This window comes from Paenibacillus sp. JSM ZJ436, from assembly GCF_044383795.1.
Taxonomy (GTDB): domain Bacteria; phylum Bacillota; class Bacilli; order Paenibacillales; family Paenibacillaceae; genus Paenibacillus_AQ; species Paenibacillus_AQ algicola.
This window is the reverse complement of the sequence record NZ_JBISEO010000005.1, coordinates 28125-45031: the sequence shown is the minus strand read 5'-3', so window position 1 is coordinate 45031 and position 16907 is coordinate 28125. Positions and strand designations below refer to the sequence as shown.

Here is a 16907-nt window from a genome sequence, read left to right as displayed (position 1 = left end):
GGAAACAGGTGAGGTTTTTTGTGATTTTGGACTAATTAATGGAGAGTTACCTGCCGATATAAAAGGGTATATGATTGCTCCAAAGATCTGGTACAGGACTGGAGTTGAATTTGAAGGAGGCTACTATGTTAAAAAGACTACTGTCCATCATGCTGACGGTCGTTATGGCTGCGGGCCTGATGCCCCCGGCCTTCATGGAAAGCGTTAAGGCTGCAGGAACATCATTCTTGTTCCCGCAGGAATATTACAATCTGGCGTCCCCGCCGGTCTCAATCTCAGAAAAGCTGAGCTTGAACGGTACGCTGTCCGGCGTCAGTGACAGCAACATCTCCTATGATGTTTACCAGATCACCAAGACGCAGGATGTGAACGGCAATACCGTCCAGAAAGATATCATCGACCGTCGTGAGGGCATCACGGGCAACATCAACGCCAGTGGTCAGAACATTCAAGTCAGTGAGATTCAGCTGTTCCCAGGCCTGAACAAGATTGTGTTTCACGGCAGACAGGGCTCCAGCACGATCACCGACAATCCGATCTATGTGGAGTATCGGAATGGCCCGTCCCTTTACAATCTGAAGGCGTATCTGTCTCAGGGCAGCCGGGACGTAGAGCTGAAGGAGAACGATTCTGCAGTGCTGATCGCTCCCGTCGCGACACCATTCTACGGAGTGGATAAAGCGGATATCAGCATCACAGGCAGTGCTCCGAGTGCAGAGAAGATTACCGTTGAAGTGAACGGCAAGATCTGGAGCTACAATCTGTCCAGCTATAATAACTACGAATTTATCGCTTCACCAGTCAGCGTTAACTCCGGCAAGAATATTGTGAAGCTGACGGTGTATAACAAGAATCAGAAGCTCGAAACCATCCGGGAAATAACCTTCTTTAACGGCCGGACGACCTTCTATGATGTAACCGCGCTGCAGAAGAATGCCAGTGGCAGCGTGCTGAGAGAATCCACAGACATGACGGCAGGAGCCGATTTTCCAATTGAAACGACAGCAGGCTATCCCATCTCCGCCAAGGGTAAGGTCATAGTTCCTGTAGTGAACGGAACCTATCCTACCTCATTGACATACACCTTCAGCGGCGGTGCAACCGGCACCGGTACGATTCCGCTGACGTTCGATCCTTTGTCATCCCCTTCTAACGGGTATATGATCGGGGAATTTGTAACGAGTGATGTCAGCTCTTATACGCTGGACAGCAGAGTAACATTGAGCATGCGGGCGGGAGATACGACCGGAGATGCGTATGTGACGCTGCGGGATATGAATCGCCCGTATGTGGCCGAGATTAATTATCTCAATGGCTATACCAGCGGGATGTCCAATCAGCGGCTGCTTGATTTGACAGGCAGTAAGCTGGACGGCGCAACCATCACTTCCGTGCCGACTGCGGTCGAGGTGCTGGTTGTGAACGGTACAGGACAGAACATTCAAATCAGCCGCGTAACCGACTCCAAAGGCAATACCCTGGCGCTGCCGACGTATCGTCAGCTATACCAGGATACTGTGGTGAAGAATATTAACGGCAGACCAACTTATCTGGACCGGTTCATTCTGGAACTGACCAGCCTGCCCGCCAACGGATATCAGAAGCTGACATTCCGTATCGGTTCAGCTGGAGATACGAAGGATGCTGCGGTGACACTGCTCTATGGACCGTTTGTCCAGTTTACAAGCATGGTCGATGAGCAGATGATTTCAGTGGATACCTCCAATATTTCTTCGGCAAGTGATACCGTAGCAGATGCGCTCAGCCGTATGAGCGGTACACTGAACAATGTCCCGAACCGCAATGATATTATCTACAGCGGAACCGGACAGACCGTGTACTTGTATGTGAATAATGTAGAGGTGCGTCTGGAGTCTGACGGAAGCGATGGCTTTAGATTGGCGGGAGCCCTTACCAATCAGGATTTATATAATCGGTTTAGTACCGGACAGAATACGGTGCGCTTTGTGTACCGGACAACCAAGAATACGTACGAAAGAACCTATAAGGTGAACCTGCTGCCGCTCAACGTACCGACGATTCCGGCGAAGGACACCCTGGGCATTATCCCGTTCCCGTACCTGGGCTATAATGACAGAGCACCGGACCAGCTGGACGCACGCTTTGAGAAGTCCGGTTCCATCTACAAGACCGAAGAGAGCCGCATGAATGTATACGGCACCTTTGATATTTTGAATCTCGGAGGTACCCCTACCGAAGTAAATAACAAATTCGGTACGATGACCACCGCGGACAAGCAGAAATACATGCTACAGATCGTGTCTCCGAAGATTGATGGCAGCGACCAGACCTATACCTGGACTCTTGACCATGAATTTATTGTAGACAATGTGAGCATGAATGCTTCTAATCCGGTACCGGGACTGACTGTGTACTACCATCCGGACAAGAAGAGCTTCTCTTTCATTCTGAGAGACCAGGAAGTACCGGCTGACGGCACACCGAAGGTATACACGATTAAAGTGTTTAACAATGGCGCCGGCGGACCTTCTGCTTCCCAGCGTCTTGAAGTCATCAAGATTACGAAGCCGATTAACGTCCTGCGTCCTGTAGTCGGGAAGAGGATTGTGAACCAGAACTTTGTAGAGGTGATCATTGCTTCCGACCAGGCCTCTGAGATCTTGATCGGCAAGGAAAAGGCAGAGAAGTTTGCCTATGATATTGATTATGACGGTGTTATTGACTATCCGAATGCTTTCCGTATTCTGGTGAAGGATCTCAAGCCAAACAAGGCGAACGAGATCGATATTGTGGCCGTTGTCGGCGATGATGAGGTGGAGCAGTCAATCTCCATTCAATACGTTCCGGTTAATATTCCGGGAGCTCAGTACATGATGGAGATGAAGACGTCTCATAAAGTGTTCGACAATGCGCTTTCCCTGACGTTCCAGCGGGGCACCAGCCTGATCCGCAGAGATTATAACATTCCGGAGCAGCTGAAGAATCAGGTGTTTACAGGACATGATATTCTGTTTGCGATCGGCAACAGTGAAGACGGGGTCGTAAACCGTTATGAATTCGAAGGTGTGCCGATTGATTTCGACAACATGGTAGCTACAGGCCGCCGGGAGTTTATCAGTAACTTCCAGTCGCGATTCGTGAAGTCGAGTCCGGTATTCTGGATTGACCCGGGTATTGCAGACCGGGTAGCAACGAAGAGTGATTATGATCCGACCACGTACGGGGTAGATCCGTACCAGTTTGCGGGCTCCGGCATGAGAATGTTCTATGACCGGATTCCAGAGGATGAGCTGGTTCCATCCAAGGTGGGAACCCTTGAGCTGTCTTACGATTCAAGCATTTCGGTAGAGGCAGGCAAGCTGATTACGGTATTCCGCTACAACCCGGACATCAAGAAGTGGGAAAATATCGGCGGTGTAGTGGATGCCAAGAAGCATACGATCGAGGTGCCGTTTGATCGGTTTGGCTACTATGTTGTCGCGAAGCTGGGGTACTCTTATCAGGATATTGTAGACCATCCATATGCCAAGGATTTTGCAGAGACGCTGTATGCTAAAGGAATCATGAACGCATTCGATCCGACGAATGAGTTCGGGATGTCCAAGTATGTATCCCGGGGCGAGTTCACAACGATGATCGTGAAGTCGCTGAACCTGCCGCTGAACTACATGGGGCCGAAGCACTTCTCCGAGCTGCCTTCAGATCCGACACTTGTGAATCCGGACGGGCTGTATGATTTCCGATACATTGAAACAGCTGCAAGAGCTGGTATTGTCCGCGGTACTCAGCCGCAGTATTTCGATGCTGCGAATTCCATTCAGCGTCAGGATGCCGCGGTCATTATTGCCGGCGCATTGAATATGAAGCTGGAGACCGATCGAGACAAGATTGATAAAGGGCTGCAGAAGTATTTCAAAGATTATGCCGAGATTAACTATTATGCACGTCCAAGCGTACTTGCGATTGCGAAGAAGGGCTTCATTCAAGGCTCTCTTGTAGACTCGAATGATCCGTCGAAGGGTTATATGTTTAACCCGAAGGCGAGAACGCTGCGTGCAGATGCGGCCATCATTGTGGCGCGTGTCATGGTAGACCTTAAGAAGCTGCCTAAGATGTAATAGAAGGCGAGAGAGCCGGGGAATCCCGGCTCTTTTTCCGTGAATCAAAGCTAGTAATATTTGTCAGGCCAGTTACAGATCTTTGAAATTGAATAGGGAATGCGCTACAATAGCGAAAGCACATAATATTTTTTAGAGGGTGAAATGATTTTATGAAGCCGAAGTTATCGAAAGCCCAGCTGGATTATATGAAAGCGAAGACACAGTTCGAAGATAAAGCCAAGGTTATGGAGAAGAAGATCGAGCTGACTCGCAAGAAGGTTCCAGAGATTACTCAGGAGGTCATGGAGGGGCTGGTTCTGGAGACAGGCTTCCATGATGCCTTTAATGAATTGACGCTGGCGGAGAACGCCTTGATTCAATGGTCACATGTGACGATCAAGCATGAGAAGGAATACCGCGACAACAAGAACCACATTGAGAACATGTACAGCAAGCTGAACGAGGATCCGCAGATGCGGGCGCAGATTATTCAGCTCGCGATGAAGATTCGTTAGGACAGGAATGAGGACGCCGATGAGGCGTCTTTTTTTTGCTCTTTAGGGGGCGTATTACTGCGTTGTTAGCACCTTTTTGGGGTAATCAATCTTGGCTTTCAAAAAAAACGAAAAAAAATTGAGAAACATCCGCAACTTTTTCCCTCCCTTAACGTTTAAGATGTAGAGCACAACGAGATGCCCAACATATACCGGCGTAAGAAACATATCTCTTCCTTAGAAAAATGTTCTTTACGGCATTTGGCAAGCATTGTATAATACCTTAGGTGGGATTCTAGGAATCTACAAAAAGGGTCAGTGTTCGACCGGTTACAAGTTTCTGTGATACCCGTCACAGACATCATTTATATGATTTCTGCTCAACTCGGGGAAGGAGGTGTATCGGCTAATGAGTAACAAGAGCTATCAATCTAAAGAAAATCCATTATATGTTCCTATTCAAGGAGGAGACAAAAAGGTTATGAAGAAAATTTTATCCGTAGCACTGTCTACAGCAATGGCATTCTCCATGTTTGCTGGTGTTGCATTCGGTGATGACAATCTTACTGCACAACAAAAGTTTGACGTACTTAAAGAAGCTAAAGTCGTAGCTGGATATCCAGACGGCCAAGCTCACCTTGACAAAGAACTGACTCGCGCTGAGTTCGCGAAAGTTGTAACTCTGCTGATGGGTCTGGAGCCAATCCAAGGCACATATTCCTTCAAAGACAAGAACTACAATGCTTCCAACTGGGCTGTTCCTTACATCGAAGCAGTATACGCTGCTAACCTGATGGAAGGTAAGAGCACTACGAAGATGATCTTCGACTATAACGGTAAAATTTCCGTACAGGAAATGGCTACAGTTCTGGTACGTGCACTGAAGCTGGAAATCCCTGCTGAAGTGAACAACAACGCTTCCACTTGGGCTAAAGGATATGTTCAAGCTGCAATCAATGCGAACATCATCTCCGCTTCTGCGAACCCAACTGCGAACGCTACACGTTCCCAAATGGTAGACACTGCTTACGCAATTTACCTGGCTGAGCAACAGCCACAAGTTATGTCCTACGAAGTTTCCGAGAACGGCAAAGTTGTTACCTTCAAACTGGCTAATAACGAAGCTGTGAAAGTAACACTGGAAACTGCTTTGGCTCCTAACAAAGCAACTGAAGTGAAGTTCTCTAACGGTGGCTACGACTACACTGAGAGCGTAACTTGGGTTGTAACTGACGCAACTAAAGTTGAGAATGTATCTGCATCCAACCTGCGTGAAGTTGTTGTAGGATTTGATGGTGAGGTAGATCCTACTACTGCTGAAGATGAAAGCAACTACAGTATTGCTGGTTTTACTGTAAAGAATGCTGATCTTTCTAATGACAGAAGAACAGTGACTCTGACAGTTGCGGATAGCACTAATGCTAATGCAGGATTGACCAACCAAAAAGAATACAAGCTGAGCGTGATGAACGTTCGTGCAGGAAGCAAAGTAATCTCTGCAACTGACGTTAAATTCACACCGGTTGACGCTGCTCTTCCAGTAGCACAATCTGCTCAAGCTCTGGGTAACAAAACAATCAAGGTTACTTTCAGTGAGCCTGTAATGAACGCAACAGTTAACAACTTCAAAATCAACAACAACAACGTTTTCGGTGCTACTGAAGTAACTGGTAATGTTGTGATCTTGAAGGTGTACAACACTCTGCCAAATGGCGAGCACACACTGAACGTAACTGGAGTATCTGACTTCTCCGGACTGAAGAACCTGTCTTCCGATCTGAAATTCACTGTAGTTGAAGATGTTACTGCTCCAACTGTAGCTGGCGTTGAGAAAGCTACATTCGAAGAAGTAACTCTGAAATTCAGCGAGCCGGTAGACAAAGCTTCTGTGCTGGCTTCTAACATCTACTGGATGCAAGGCTCCAGCAAGCGTGTTGCTTCTGGCGTAGAAGCAATCAGCGATGATACTTACAAGTTCACTTTCAACTCTACGAACAAGCTTGTATACACTACTGACCTGATGGTTGAAGGCGTAAGAGACTACTCCGGTAATGCAATTGCGGCTAACACTAAAGTACAAGTGAGCCCAGTTATCGACCAAACTCGTCCAGAAGTTGTAAATGCAACTCTGAAGAACGATAACAAGTTTATTACTGTGAAGTTCTCCAAGAACGTAGGAAGCTCTGCATTGACTGCATCCAACTATGTAGTTAAGGATGCTGACGGTAAAGAAGTTTCCAAGCTGAAAAATGTCACTCGTGTTAATGGTGATTCCAAAACAGTTGAAGTAGAATTGTATCAAGCCTTGTCCCAAGGCAAGAAATATACTCTTGAAATTGCAGGAGTAGCTGATACAACAACTCTTCAAAATGTAATGCTTCCTTATTCCAAGGAACTGACCATTGGGGATACAACTGCACCTACAGTAACTAATGTATCTTATGTGGCTGCAAACAACAGTGTCGTTGTTACATTTAGTGAAGTGATGGCAACTAGCGGCGACGGCGCGATTGTTCTGCCTGAGAAATATTCTTATAGAAATGAGAATAATGCTTGGCAAACTCTGCCTTCGGGTACAACGGTTAACGTTTCTTCTGACGGCAAGTCTGCAATCTTGGTGTTCCCATCTGACGTAAGTGTTTCTTCTAAAGTTAAAGGCTTTGAAGTGAGACTTGTTAAAGACGTAGCAGGTAACTACCTGGAGAATCTTCGTGACACAAGAGATACAATTGGTGAAGCAAATGCTATTGCATTAAACGCAGCTAACGCTACAGCTACAAACAAGATTGAAGTTGTGTTTAGCCAAGCTCTTCAATCCGGTTCTGCACAGATCAGTGACTTTACTGTGACAGCTGATAATGAAGAACTAGCTGTAAACTCTGCAGTTGTAGACGGCTCGAAAGTTGTTCTGACATTGTCAGATAACAACAAATTGGATGCTAATGGCCAGTATGATGGTGAACAAGTTAGTGTAGCTGTCAAGGCTAATGCTTCCTTGGCTACTCCAGCTGGTAAGCAAATCGCAGGTGCGGCAAACACAACTGTTCAAGATAAAATTGCTCCAGCAATCAAAGAAGTTGCAACTACTGTGAGCACTTCTACTTATGCCTTTAACGTTACATTCACAGAGGCTATTGCAGCTGATGCTAACAACGCTTACGACTTTGAAGTGCGTGTAGACGGCAAGACTCTGCAAGCAGGAGCTAGCAATGACTACACAGTCCGAGTTGGTACTGGTATCAATGGTGATGTAGCTACTAACGTAGTTGTTGTCGACCTTGCTGATGCTGTAGGTACTGCAAACAAAGGTAAAGTGGTTGATGTTCGCGTCAAGCCTTACCCAAGCTTCCTGAAGGATACTGCAGGTAACCTTGTATCTGGCAACGACAGCTTCTACTCCACATTTATTCCTAACAACTAATATCAGTTGACCTTAAGAGGTCCGCCTTCGGGCGGGCTTCTTTTTTTCTAACTTAATCGGGTAGGAGGAATTTGTCTGATGAATAACAGATTGAAACAAGTTTCAATAATAGCAGGAATTGTTAGTCTGCTAGGCACATGTATTGTTGGGCTGAATATAGCCTTTAACCCACCTGTCAACAGCGCCAGCCCTAACACCCAGCCTGGCACAGCTGACGATCCCGTCGTTACCAAGAGCTATGTAGATCAGCAGATCCAGAAGGCGCTTGGAGGCGGTGGAGCGACTCCGAATCCGGCGGAGCCGACAGCGCCGGCAGTGGATCCCAATGCCGTGAATATTGTAACCTTGAAGCCCGGGCAGATTCTGATCGGCAAGGCCGGGGCTGAGTTCATTGTTCGTTCCGGTCTTGCGGTCATCTATACGCAGGATCAAGACGGCGTTGCCGATCTGACGGACGGTAAAGACCTCGTCAATGGTGAGACGGCACCGAAGAATCATCTGTTGTCTTTTCCGCGCGATGGACGCGGTATTCAGGTAAAGCAAGGGCAGAGCCAAAGTCTGGTTGTCATGGTCCGCGGCGGCTACGCTGTACAATAAGCTTCTTATAATTATTGCCAGGATAGGCAGTCATTTATACGTGTGAAGGTCTGAGTACGGTCACATACTATCGTTGAGAATGTTATTATTCCAGGAGGTGTGTGAACCATGGCCAGCAGAAATGCAAGACAGCGGCAAGTCGTTCCAGAAAGCCGGCATATGCTGCATCAAATGAAGTATGAAATCGCCGCAGAATTTGGTATTATTTCTCATTCCTCACCTACTGCCTATGGCGCCGACACGGAATTTGGCGGAGAGCTCGGCGAGATGGGTACCAGGGGCTACAATACTTCCCGCAGACCTGGATGGGGGCATTATACCTCGCGTCAAAATGGTTCTGTCGGCGGAGAAATTACGAAGCGACTGGTCCGCCAGGCGGAGCAGGGGATGTTCGGCTCGTTGGGAGATTGATCCTTGCAAGGTACGTTTCAACACCGTGCAGCATACCCTATATAAAGTGGTGGCTATCTGGATTGACACCAGGTATTAAATACGATATTATGCATGTTGAGGATTGTACATCAAACCTTTTCCAATCGGAAAAGGTTCATTTTTTGTGTAAGACTTGTCGTTGTTAAACACACTATCCATATGGGAGGTTGATCTTTATGACTTTAAAAGGGCGCCGCTTGTTTACCTCGGAATCCGTGACGGAAGGCCATCCGGACAAGATCTGTGACCAGATTTCCGATGCTGTACTCGACGCTTTTTTGGCCAACGATCCCAACGCGCGCGTTGCATGCGAGGTATCTGTAGCTACTGGTCTGGTTTTGGTTATCGGTGAAATCAGCACCAAATCCGAATATGTGGACATTCCGTCCATCGTACGCAATACCGTGAAAGAAATCGGGTATACCCGTGCTAAATACGGTTTTGACTTCAACACCTGTGCGGTGTTGACATCCCTGAATGAACAGTCTGCGGATATCGCCCAAGGCGTAAACGCGGCGCTGGAGAATCGTGATCCTGCCCAGATGGATAAGGAAACCGAGAACATTGGTGCCGGTGACCAAGGCCTGATGTTCGGCTTCGCAACGAATGAAACCCCGGAGCTGATGCCGCTTCCGATCGCCTTGTCCCACCGTATTGCACGCCGCTTGTCGGAGGTGCGTAAGGACGGTACACTGGATTACCTGCGTCCAGACGGTAAGACGCAAGTAACGATCGAATATGATGGCGATCAGCCAGTGCGTGTCGATGCCATTGTTGTATCTACACAGCATGCTGAAGAAGTGACTCTGGAGCAAATCCAGAAGGATATTAAAGAACAAGTTATTCTTCCTGTTGTTCCGGCAGAGCTGCTGGACGGCGAGACGAAATATTATATTAACCCGACAGGACGCTTCGTCATTGGCGGTCCTCAAGGGGATGCCGGTCTGACCGGACGGAAGATTATCGTAGATACCTACGGCGGTTATGCCCGTCATGGCGGCGGTGCGTTCTCCGGTAAGGATCCGACGAAGGTTGACCGTTCTGCAGCGTATGCAGCACGTTATGTGGCGAAGAACCTCGTCGCTGCAGGCCTTGCTGACAAGTGCGAAATCCAGCTGGCGTATGCGATCGGTGTAGCTACACCAGTATCCATCAGCGTGGACACTTATGGCACAGGCAAGGTGAGCGAAGAGAAGCTCGTCTCCCTGATCCGCAATAACTTCGATCTGCGTCCTGCAGGCATTATCCGCATGCTGGATCTGCGTCGTCCGATCTACAAGCAGACCGCAGCGTATGGACATTTTGGCCGTACCGATCTGGATCTGCCTTGGGAGCGTATCGACAAAGCGGACATCCTGAAGGAACAAGCAGGCATCTAATTCTTAACTCATCGTTACCAAAGCCTGGTACCTTAGCTCTTCTGAGCGGGTATCGGGCTTTTTTTTGTGTTTTTTTCACCGAGTAAGAGGAAGGACTCTAGCATTTCTTTCAGGATTTTCGTAACTTTTCCTAATCTATGAAGTCTATTAAATAGAGACTTTAACGTTCAGCATGTCTGGGCTAAATAGATGGGAGAGTTCATAAAGCAATGAAACGCAAGGAAGCAAGGAACAGAGGCAAGCAGGCAGGCGGCAGAAAATGGCTGGTGATCACGTTGGCTGGCGTGATGGGCATGACTCCGGTGCTGGGGAGCGGACTGCCGTTTGGACAGGGACTGTTATCCGGATATGTGGTAGAAGCCGCGTCAGCATCCAGCGTCACGAAGCTGGGCGAGGAGATCCTTACCTCGGGTGCGGTGCTGATGAAGTACCAGATGAAATCCGGCACGCAGACGACACTGGCTGATGTGATCCGGGTGGATCTGAACAATAAGTATGTGAAGCTGGATGTGATGACCGGGACCCACAATCAGTTCACGGCTAGACAGAGCACCGGGGGCATGGCGCAGGAGAATGGTGCGGTTGCTGCGGTAAATGGGGATTTTTTCATTACAGGCGGGCAAGGGGCTCCCATGGGCGGACAGGTCGGAAACGGAATTCTGATGTCGACTCCATCCCAGCTGCAGGGCATGTACGCGTTCCTGGTCACGAAGGACGGGAAGCCTATGGTGGATGAGTATACCTTTGAAGGCAGTATTCAGGCAGAGAATGGTGCAGTCTTTCCGCTCGCGGGCATGAACAAGTCGGCCTATGTGCCGGAAGGTGGAGCCTCGAAGTACAGCCACCTGGATGCGGCATATATCTACACGAGCGCATGGAAGGCGGTAGAGCGGCCAACGAACAGCTCGACAACGCCAACTGAGGTTATGGTGACGAACGGCGTTATTACCGAAATTTCCTCCATGGGGGGCATTCCTTCCGCCGTGCCGGAGGGCAGCTATATTCTGAGAACGCACGGAAAAGCGGCCGAGTTCGTCCGCAATCAGCTGGCGGTGGGTCAGACTCTGACTGCTAATTATTCGCTGGTATCTAAGCAAAGCGGCGCCCGGGTGAACCCGGACAGCCTGCAGATGATGATCGGGGGACACACTTTGCTGGTCAATGGGGGCAAGGCGTCGTCCTTCACGAGAGATGTCAGCAGCATTGGCGGGACGCGAGCACGGACGGCTGTAGGCTATTCCAAGGATAACCGCTATATTTATCTGGTCACGGCCCAGAAGAATAGCAGCAGTGCAGGAATGTCTCTGAGTCAGCTGCAGGAATTTATGGTCAGCATCGGGGTGTGGAAGGGGCTGAATCTGGATGGCGGCGGCTCCACAACGATGGTTCATCGTCCGCTTGCTGAAGATTCCACGAAGCTGACGTTCAACACCGAATACGGCACCGCACAGCGGAGTATCGTGAATGCACTGGGTGTTTTTTCGACAGCGCCCAAGGGGTCGCTGAAGGGAGTCAAGATCAGCGGCGACACTACGCTCCTGATCGGGCAGGCAGGGCAGTATCAGTTAAAAGGATACGACACGTACTACAATCCGGTGGATATGGGCAGTGTGAATACCTCATGGAAATCGAGCAGCGGCAGTCTTAAGGTTAATGGAAGCACCATTACGGCGGTGAAGCCGGGAACCTCCACATTGAGTGCAGCCAGCGGCAGTGCCTCAGCGTCGATGAAGGTCACGGTGCTCGGCAGTGAGGATATAAAGGAGCTTCGCGCCGGAACGCCTTCCGCACCGCTCGCAGCGGGAACAACGGTATCGGTGCCGGTTACGGCTGTGCTGAACAACGGTTCAAGTGTTGATGTACCGGACAGCGCCCTGCAATGGGAGTTCTCTGGGTTCCAGGGCAAGGTCGCGAACGGACAGCTCACGGTATCCTCGGTGAACCCAGGGACACAGGTCGGTTATGCCATTGCCCGCTATGACGGCTTCAGCACCGTAGTGGTGCTGTCGAGTGCTGCTGAAAGCATGTGGGAGGATTTTGAATATACAAGCTATCCCATCAGCTTTACGACCAATGTTGCCGCAGTGACCGGCAAGGCTGCCATTGTACAGGATAATGATACCAAGAATCGCTCGAAGGTGCTGAAGCTGGATTATGATATGACCGGCGGCATCGGTCAGAAAATGTACGCCTACGCCGAGTTTAACGGTACGACAGGCAAAAGCGTGCCTGCCACCGCAGCCTCCATGTCGCTAGACGTGAAGGGAGACACCAGCTTCAATTGGCTTCGCGCAGAGTTTAAGGATAAGAACGGCAAGACCGCTTATGTAGATCTGGCCAAAATGATCGACTGGAGCGGCTGGAAAACATTAAATGTGGATTTGAGCGCCTACGGGATTGCTTTTCCTGCGCAGCTGAAGCGGGTCTATGTAGTCAATGTCGAAGAAGGGCAGGATGAGCGGTCGGCGACGGGCTCGGTTGCTTTTGACAATCTCTCGTTTATGATGCCATCCTTGTCGAGTGATGCCGGATTGCCGACAGGAACCGCGCAGATGAGCATCGGACAGAAATCAATGACGGTGAACGGCACCAAGATCGCTACAGATGCAGCACCGCTGCTCAAGGACGGGACGACCTACGTGCCGATCCGCTTCGTGCTGGATGCCTTTGGCGGCCAGGCCGGTTGGAGCGGAGCAGATCAACGCGTGACGGTCTTGCGGGGCAGCAAGCTGCTGGAGCTGACGGTCGGGAAGAAGGAGCTGGTGCTAAATGGGAAGCGAATGACGTCCTCCGTAGCGCCGATGATTGTAAGTGGAAGGACTTTAGTCCCACTTCGTGTCGTTTCTGAACAGCTAGGACTGACTGTAAAATGGGACAACAATAACAAGACCGTTACGATCCAATCATGATATGGTATGATGTGTGTAGTATGAAACGTTAGAAATGGAGTAGAGTGCGTGGATTATCAAGCTGATGCCATTGATCGTGTCATAAAGAACGCCATCCAGGTGATGGAGGACAGCAAATACCAGATGTTTGAAATATTGGAGACGGCCCGCGATGAGCTGGTGTCTCTCAATCAGGAACTGCAGCAGGTATTGAAGGAAACGACGGAAACCTTGGAAAAGGTGGACCAGCTGGAGATGAACTACCGCCGCTCCCGGATCCGGCTGACAGAGGTCAGCCGGGATTTCGTCCGGTATAAGGAAGAGGACATCAAACAGGCGTATGAAAAGGCAACACAGCTTCAGCTTGATCTTATGATCTACCGCGAGAAAGAAATGTACCTGAAGGCGCGGCGGGATGAGCTGCAAAAAAGGGTGCGAAACGTTGAGCATTCGGTGGAACGCGCGGAATCCATCGGCTCTCAAATGGGCGTAGTGCTGGAATATTTGTCGGGTGAGCTTGGACAGGTATCCCGTATTATTGAGTCTGCCAAGAACCGCCAGGTCATTGGCTTGAAGATTATTTTGGCCCAGGAGGAAGAGCGGAAGCGAATTGCGCGTGAAATTCACGATGGCCCTGCCCAGCTGCTGGCGAATCTGGTGCTGCGGACAGAAATTGTGGAAAGAATGCTGACGAAGCAGGAAATTAAGATGGTGCAGGACGAAATAGTAGATTTGAAGGGACAGGTTCGATCCAGCCTGGAGGAAATGCGCAAGGTGATTTTTAACCTGCGTCCCATGGCTCTCGATGATTTGGGACTTATTCCTACTCTTCGCAAGTACGTGCATGATTTTGAGGAAAAAACAAAGATCCGTACGTTGTTCGAGACAAGGGGCAATGAGCATCGCCTTTCTTCAGCCATGGAGGCGGCGGTGTACCGGCTGGTCCAGGAGGGCCTTTCGAATGCGGCCAAGCATGCCTATCCGACGTACGTGCTGGTGGAGCTGACCTACCAGGCCCAGATGATTAAGATTGTGGTCCAGGACAATGGACTGGGCTTCAAGGTCGAATTGCTGGAGCAGAAGAGCAAGGACCACTTTGGATTAATCGGCATGCGCGAGAGGGTCGAGCTGCTTGAAGGGAGAATGGAGATCAATTCCGCCGAGAATGAGGGCACCAAGATCGTGATCCACATCCCGACGAACGTAGAGAAGAGAAAGGAGTAACAGGATGGAGCTTATGGATAATGAAAAACCGGTCATTAAAGTGCTTCTGGCGGACGATCATCAGCTGTTCCGCGAAGGACTGAAACGAATTCTGAATATGGAGGACGATATCGACGTCATCGGCGAATGCGGAGACGGCATTCAGGTGCTGGAATTCTGCAATGTCGAGAAGCCGGATATCGTGCTGATGGATATTAATATGCCGACCGAGAACGGCGTGCAGGCAACGGAGAAGCTGCGTGAAATGTTCCCGGAGATCAAGGTCATTATTCTATCGATTCATGATGATGAAAGCTACGTGTTTGAGACGCTTCGCAAAGGGGCGAACGGGTATCTGTTGAAGGATATGGAGGCCGAGTCGCTTATCAACGCGATCCGCTCGGTGCACGAGGGCTTTGCTTTTATCCATCCGAAGGTGACTGGCAAGCTCATACAGCAGCTGCGCCGCATGACTTATGTCAACGAAGCGGGCGCGATGGCCGAAGGTACATCGCGTGAAGCCGGCGTGAAGTTTGTCGCAGGCGACAACAATCCGCTCACCCGCCGGGAGGCGGAAGTGCTGCGCTTAATGGCGGAGGGCAAGAGCAACAAGATGATCGGGGAGTACCTGTTCATCAGTGAGAAAACCGTAAAGAACCATGTCAGCAGCATTTTGCAGAAGATGGAGGTCGACGACCGCACGCAGGCCGTGATCAACTCTATCAAGTATGGCTGGGTGACGCTGTAAGCGGCATGTCCCAAGGTATGGGGGCCGCTTGCGGATGGAGGGGAATCGCCGGAGGGCGGTTCCTTTTTGCGTTGGGGGAGGCGCATAAATGCAAAAGAGCCCTGAAGGGCTCTGATGAAGGTGTTCTTATTTAACTGCTGCAAGGGCGGCTTCTGCTTCAGCAATATCAGCTTGAATTCCAACAATAGATTTGTTGTGCTCCACTAGCTGCTCTTCCCAGAAAGGAATCATTTCAGGCGTCTCTGCGAGCTTCAGTCGGTTGATTTCGGCCGTGACGCGATCACGGGCATCCAGTGCTTCCTGCAAAACATCTTCTTTTAAAATTTTTAATGTTGCTTCAATCTCGGTTTTGCTTTTTCCCAGGTATTTATTGTTGCTGACCGGGATTGCAGTGTCTTTGGGGATTTCTGTCTTGATAATGATGGTTCTGCCGTCAATGTTCAGGGAGCCGCCCAGGGAGTCATTAACGCTTCGAAGAGGTACATGGGCTTTGTTATCCACTACAATAGCTTTGTCGGTCAAAAGCTTGCCGTTGACATTAACTGTGTACTCCCCGGCTACTTTTTTGCCGATCATGCTTTTAACCTGGTCTGCCATAGCCACAGTTGTTGTAGAGAGTACAGCACCAATCAAGACTCCGCTAAGTACGTAAGCAGATTTTTTCATATTAAACGCCTCCAATATGTAAGTGATTTAGACACCATATAATACCAAATTTATAATACCCGCAGATATAATGTTAGAAACAGTTCGTGTTATATATTAATCAGCACTACCTGGGCATTCACTCACCTTGCTGGAGGCGGCAGCATATACTGCTGTATACGAAGGAGGTGAGTCTCATGGTTGCCCACTTGCTAGGCATCCTGATCACATACGCTGCAGCCGTTGCGCTGGTGCATGGCGTGCACGCCCGATATATCAAGCAATGGCAGGGACGGCGCCGGGCGGTGCATTATGTGCTGGTAACCTCCAACCATGAGCGGCAGGTGGAATGGATCGTGAGAGCCCTTTCACTATATGCTCTGTTGAGTGGTGTCCGCGTGAAGGTGACGGTTTTTGACGAACAATCGAATGATAGAACGTTGGCTATCTTGCAGAGGGTGGCTGCTCATGTAGGCGTGGAGCTGATAGTGATCGAGATGGATGAGCAGGCCAAGTATCAGTTGAAGCATATGTTGAGAAATACCCGAAAAAAGGATGACCGGAGTATATACATCGATCTGCGGGGTGGTGGTGAAGCGGCTCGAATTCCTTATTGGTAGATAAGTCAGCGGCAGTATATTTTTGTGATTCCCTTTATCATAATCTTAAAGTACTCTAACCATAGAGGGCAACGAGATGACGAACTTTGTTATATGGGAGATATATGGACACCTTTACAGCTTTTTAGCATTAAACTAGTTAAAGATGGTGAGAAACGATTGTGGATTAAAGTTGGCAAAAATGGGTGCAAACGAGTAGGTAATTAAGATTCCAATAATGAGATCATCAAGATCAAGTGAAGCACACTTTGACCTGATTTAGGTTAGGTGTGTTTTTGTGTTTGTTATCAAGATTAATATTCTTTTTTTATATTCAAATATATGTAATTAATAAAAAAAATATTATTAATATACTAAAATTTCAAGTTAGAAATGTCGAAGATAAGTTATAAGAGAAC

11 protein-coding genes are annotated in these 16907 nt (G+C 49.0%); 10 read left to right on the top strand and 1 reads right to left on the bottom strand.

What is annotated here, in order from left to right:
• Positions 1 to 125: 125 nt before the first annotated feature.
• From ACH6EH_RS08315 to ACH6EH_RS08275, 9 genes are all read left to right on the top strand, one after another.
• Positions 126 to 4100 carry an S-layer homology domain-containing protein gene (locus tag ACH6EH_RS08315; RefSeq protein ID WP_397331948.1) on the top strand — a complete coding sequence of 1325 codons (3975 nt, stop codon included), beginning with the start codon at positions 126 to 128 and terminating at the stop codon, positions 4098 to 4100.
• Between the two features lie 152 nt (positions 4101 to 4252).
• A complete protein-coding gene (locus ACH6EH_RS08310; protein ID WP_138227277.1) occupies positions 4253 to 4597 on the top strand; it encodes a hypothetical protein in 345 nt (114 codons plus the stop codon).
• Positions 4598 to 4985: 388 nt separating this feature from the next.
• Positions 4986 to 7997 (top strand): Ig-like domain-containing domain, encoded by a 3012-nt coding sequence (locus ACH6EH_RS08305; RefSeq protein ID WP_397331947.1) that lies wholly within the window; start codon positions 4986 to 4988, stop codon positions 7995 to 7997.
• Positions 7998 to 8075: 78 nt separating this feature from the next.
• Complete coding sequence (locus ACH6EH_RS08300; protein WP_397331946.1) at positions 8076 to 8594, top strand: hypothetical protein; 519 nt, start codon at positions 8076 to 8078, stop codon at positions 8592 to 8594.
• A 108-nt stretch (positions 8595 to 8702) separates the two neighbouring features.
• Entirely contained in the window at positions 8703 to 9005 is a 303-nt protein-coding gene (locus ACH6EH_RS08295) for an alpha/beta-type small acid-soluble spore protein (RefSeq protein WP_397331945.1), read from the top strand.
• Between the two features lie 197 nt (positions 9006 to 9202).
• Positions 9203 to 10405, top strand: a complete 1203-nt coding sequence (metK, locus tag ACH6EH_RS08290; RefSeq protein WP_208203932.1) for a methionine adenosyltransferase — start codon at positions 9203 to 9205, stop codon at positions 10403 to 10405.
• 209 nt (positions 10406 to 10614) lie between these two features.
• Complete coding sequence (locus tag ACH6EH_RS08285; RefSeq protein ID WP_208203931.1) at positions 10615 to 13314, top strand: stalk domain-containing protein; 2700 nt, start codon at positions 10615 to 10617, stop codon at positions 13312 to 13314.
• 48 nt (positions 13315 to 13362) lie between these two features.
• On the top strand, positions 13363 to 14517 hold the full coding sequence (locus ACH6EH_RS08280) for a sensor histidine kinase (RefSeq protein WP_138227271.1): 1155 nt from the start codon (positions 13363 to 13365) through the stop codon (positions 14515 to 14517).
• A gap of 4 nt (positions 14518 to 14521) precedes the next feature.
• On the top strand, positions 14522 to 15244 hold the full coding sequence (locus tag ACH6EH_RS08275; RefSeq protein WP_138227270.1) for a response regulator: 723 nt from the start codon (positions 14522 to 14524) through the stop codon (positions 15242 to 15244).
• Between the two features lie 126 nt (positions 15245 to 15370).
• On the opposite strand, the gene ACH6EH_RS08270 is transcribed toward ACH6EH_RS08275, so the two are convergent.
• Positions 15371 to 15910: a 2,' 3'-cyclic nucleotide 2'-phosphodiesterase gene (locus tag ACH6EH_RS08270; RefSeq protein ID WP_397331944.1), complete on the bottom strand. Its 540-nt coding sequence runs from the start codon at positions 15908 to 15910 to the stop codon at positions 15371 to 15373.
• Positions 15911 to 16086: 176 nt separating this feature from the next.
• On the opposite strand from ACH6EH_RS08270, the gene ACH6EH_RS08265 reads away from it, so the two are divergent.
• The gene (locus ACH6EH_RS08265; RefSeq protein ID WP_397331943.1) at positions 16087 to 16509 is read left to right on the top strand and encodes a hypothetical protein; all 423 of its coding nucleotides are present in this window, start codon (positions 16087 to 16089) and stop codon (positions 16507 to 16509) included.
• The last annotated feature ends 398 nt before the right edge of the window (positions 16510 to 16907 follow it).

Excerpts from the sequence above, each read along its gene's own strand:
- ACH6EH_RS08285 (WP_208203931.1), top strand. The coding sequence starts at position 10,615 with ATGAAACGCAAGGAAGCAAGGAACAGAGGCAAGCAGGCAGGCGGCAGA.
- ACH6EH_RS08265 (WP_397331943.1), top strand. The coding sequence starts at position 16,087 with ATGGTTGCCCACTTGCTAGGCATCCTGATCACATACGCTGCAGCCGTT.
- metK (WP_208203932.1), top strand. The coding sequence starts at position 9,203 with ATGACTTTAAAAGGGCGCCGCTTGTTTACCTCGGAATCCGTGACGGAA.
- ACH6EH_RS08310 (WP_138227277.1), top strand. The coding sequence starts at position 4,253 with ATGAAGCCGAAGTTATCGAAAGCCCAGCTGGATTATATGAAAGCGAAG.
- ACH6EH_RS08295 (WP_397331945.1), top strand. The coding sequence starts at position 8,703 with ATGGCCAGCAGAAATGCAAGACAGCGGCAAGTCGTTCCAGAAAGCCGG.
- ACH6EH_RS08315 (WP_397331948.1), top strand. The coding sequence starts at position 126 with ATGTTAAAAAGACTACTGTCCATCATGCTGACGGTCGTTATGGCTGCG.
- ACH6EH_RS08300 (WP_397331946.1), top strand. The coding sequence starts at position 8,076 with ATGAATAACAGATTGAAACAAGTTTCAATAATAGCAGGAATTGTTAGT.
- ACH6EH_RS08270 (WP_397331944.1), bottom strand. The coding sequence starts at position 15,910 with ATGAAAAAATCTGCTTACGTACTTAGCGGAGTCTTGATTGGTGCTGTA.
- ACH6EH_RS08275 (WP_138227270.1), top strand. The coding sequence starts at position 14,522 with ATGGAGCTTATGGATAATGAAAAACCGGTCATTAAAGTGCTTCTGGCG.
- ACH6EH_RS08305 (WP_397331947.1), top strand. The coding sequence starts at position 4,986 with ATGAGTAACAAGAGCTATCAATCTAAAGAAAATCCATTATATGTTCCT.